The following is a 2,969-nucleotide window of genomic DNA, read 5'->3' on the forward strand; positions in this document are numbered from 1 at the left end:
AGTCCGCTGCATAAATCTACGCAACAGGTTAGAACCCAAGGCCCGATACGGCATGCGGACTGCAGGCAGAGAAAACTGGCCGATTTTCTCTGCACTGGAGGGATAATACAAGGCCTGATAAGACGCGTTAAGCGTCGCATCAGGCATTCCTTCAGACTCCTCCGAATCCTTAAGTATTTCCAGCCATTCCCGCGCTTTTCATCTTCTGTCTGATAGCTGCTTTTCTCCTTCGCTTGCATGATTGGCATAACTGCAAAGAAGGAGGTGTTCCCGTGAATAAATCAATGTTGGCGGGTATCGGGATTGGTGTCGCAGCTGCGCTGGGCGTAGCGGCAGTGGCCAGTCTGAACGTGTTTGAACGGGGCCCGCAATACGCTCAGGTTGTTTCTGCAACCCCAATCAAGGAAACGGTTAAAACACCGCGTCAGGAGTGTCGCAACGTCACAGTGACCCATCGTCGACCGGTGCAGGATGAAAATCGCATTACCGGGTCGGTGCTCGGCGCTGTTGCTGGCGGCGTGATAGGGCATCAGTTTGGTGGTGGTCGTGGTAAAGATGTCGCCACTGTTGTGGGGGCGCTGGGTGGTGGATATGCCGGTAACCAGATCCAGGGCTCTCTCCAGGAAAGCGATACTTACACGACTACGCAACAGCGTTGTAAAACGGTGTATGACAAGTCAGAAAAAATGCTCGGTTATGATGTGACCTATAAGATTGGCGATCAGCAGGGCAAAATCCGCATGGACCGCGATCCGGGTACGCAGATCCCGCTAGATAGTAATGGGCAACTGATTTTGAATAACAAAGTATAACAAGGCTGTACTCTGCAATTTGGCCCCTCATTCGCTCAGGCAGAGGGGCTTTTTTTGCGCCTTATTTCACCAGTTCGGGCCATAAACGCAAAGTCGTTCCGGCAATCTGCATTAGTTTTTCCAGCGATGCACCTTCGCGTGCGCTGATCGACATCCCCTGAATAATACAATTAAGGAATTCTGCCAGATGTGTCACGTCACAGTGGGTCGGGATTTCCCCGCGCGCTTGTCGTTGACATAAAAACTGCTGCAAAGTGCGCTCTTGCATCGCATGGCGTGATTTCAACGTATTGGCGATATCTCCTGAATCTGGGGAGAGGGTGGTGCAGTTGTTGATCATGAAGCAGCCTGCCGGGGTGTCTTTGCTGGTAAAGCAGTTGGCGATGGCAGCAAAATAGTCAGCCAGCGCAGACTCCACGCTTTTCTCTTCACAAAACAGCTGTGCTTCATGCTTAGCGGCAAAACGATCGATATAGCGGTCGAGAACGGCACGAAATAACCCCTCTTTGTTGGTAAATTCCGCGTATAGCGTGGGCGCTTTGGCTCCGGTCGCTTCGACGAGGTCCGCAAGAGAAGTCGCTTCATAACCGTGTTGCCAGAACAATTTCATGGCCTTATCAAGCGCGGCATCCCTGTCGAACACTTTTGGGCGGCCACGGCTTTTTTTTACACATTGTGTTGAGTCAGTTGCCATGATGCCGTTGTACCTGGTGACTGTGAATGAAAGGTTATTATAAAAATAATCACCTCCGTTCACCAGTCCAGATCCCATAAAAATAATTGCTTTCTATTTAACTGAAATTTAAAGATTTTTAAATTAATTAATGATTGTTATAAAAAATATCTTGTATGTGATCCAGATCACATCTATCATTTAGTTATCGATCGTTAAGTAATTGCTTGCGACGTCATTCATCTGCATAAGGCCACTATTATGAAAAACGTAAAAACCCTCATCGCTGCGGCGATTTTAAGCTCCATGTCATTTGCCAGCTTTGCGGCTGTCGAAGTTCAGTCAACGCCAGAAGGCCAACAAAAAGTCGGTACTATCAGTGCTAACGCGGGGACAAATCTGGGATCGCTGGAAGAGCAGCTGGCGCAAAAAGCGGATGAGATGGGCGCAAAATCTTTCCGTATTACTTCTGTAACCGGTCCGAATACCCTCCATGGAACAGCAGTAATTTATAAATAAGCATTAACCCTCATTAATGCCTGCTACTGCTGATTTTTTCCCCGCGACATGCCGTGTCGCGGGGATTTTTTTTATCCGTGCTTTACAGAGTTTGTGGGCTCACTTGATGACGGCGGACATCAACTGGCATCCCGGAACGGACATCCATCACATGTTGCATCACTTCAGCGTCAGTTTGTGCTGCATCTTTAAATGATTGCATTGCGCTATTCAGCGTAATTGGCAGCAGCTGCGGATCGTCATCAATCTTCTCTGACAGCGGCTGATGTACTTCAACCAGACGCGCACCGTTTGGTTCGGCAGAGACTTTTATCGGAGTGTTGATGATATTCACTTTGGTGCCTGGGGTGACCTGGCTAAAGAGTGTTTTGATATCGTCATCCCGCAGACGAATACAGCCAGAACTTACCCGCATGCCAATGCCGAAATCGGCGTTCGTACCATGAAGCAAATAAACGCCGCCATAGGCCGCCAGACGAATCGCATGATGGCCCATTGGGTTATCCGGTCCAGCCGGCACTACCGCAGGCAACTCAATTCCCTGTGCTTTATAACGGGCGCGGATGTTTGCCGTTGGCGTCCAGGTTGGGTTTGCACGTTTGTCTGAAACGGTGGTCACCATTGTCGGTGTCAGCGTGTCACCACCTAACTGACCAATACCTATTGGATAGACGGTTACCGAATTTTTACCCGGCGGGTAGTAATAGAGACGCAGCTCCGCAATGTTGATCACAATGCCTTCACGCGGCGCGTCTGGAAGTAGGGTTTGCAACGGGATCGTTAACACGCTACCCGCGCGCGGTACGTAAGGATCAACGCCGGGGTTAGCCTGTAACAGCGCGAGAAAGCCGACGTTATATTTTTTGGCGATGGCTTCCAGAGAACCACCGTCATTTTCCACCACATGAAATTTGTTTTCACCAACCAGACGACTGCCCGCAGGCGGCAGCGGCCAGGTGTTGGCT

General features: G+C 49.9%; 4 protein-coding genes. 2 read left to right on the forward strand and 2 right to left on the reverse strand.

Annotation, left to right across the window (positions count from 1 at the left end; translation table 11 throughout):
• Positions 1-272: 272 nt before the first annotated feature.
• Positions 273-812 (forward strand): glycine zipper 2TM domain-containing protein, encoded by a 540-nt coding sequence (locus tag E0D98_RS22930; RefSeq protein ID WP_001043459.1) that lies wholly within the window; start codon positions 273-275, stop codon positions 810-812.
• Between the two features lie 61 nt (positions 813-873).
• Here E0D98_RS22930 and comR read toward each other — a convergent pair whose 3' ends face one another.
• On the reverse strand, positions 874-1,506 hold the full coding sequence (gene comR, locus E0D98_RS22935; protein WP_000179805.1) for a TetR family copper-responsive transcriptional repressor ComR: 633 nt from the start codon (positions 1,504-1,506) through the stop codon (positions 874-876).
• Between the two features lie 240 nt (positions 1,507-1,746).
• On the opposite strand from comR, the gene bhsA reads away from it, so the two are divergent.
• Positions 1,747-2,004, forward strand: coding sequence for a multiple stress resistance protein BhsA (gene bhsA / locus E0D98_RS22940; RefSeq protein ID WP_000800153.1), 258 nt, complete (start codon positions 1,747-1,749; stop codon positions 2,002-2,004).
• 82 nt (positions 2,005-2,086) lie between these two features.
• On the opposite strand, the gene ldtC is transcribed toward bhsA, so the two are convergent.
• Positions 2,087-2,969, reverse strand: an 883-nt coding sequence (ldtC, locus tag E0D98_RS22945; RefSeq protein WP_057688906.1) for a L,D-transpeptidase LdtC, incomplete at its 5' end; no start/stop codon positions are given.

The sequence above is a fragment of the Escherichia sp. KCJ4928 genome (genome assembly GCF_004352695.1).
In the GTDB taxonomy this organism is placed as follows: domain Bacteria; phylum Pseudomonadota; class Gammaproteobacteria; order Enterobacterales; family Enterobacteriaceae; genus ECMA0423.

Excerpts from the sequence above, each read along its gene's own strand:
- comR (WP_000179805.1), bottom strand. The coding sequence starts at position 1,506 with ATGGCAACTGACTCAACACAATGTGTAAAAAAAAGCCGTGGCCGCCCA.
- bhsA (WP_000800153.1), top strand. The coding sequence starts at position 1,747 with ATGAAAAACGTAAAAACCCTCATCGCTGCGGCGATTTTAAGCTCCATG.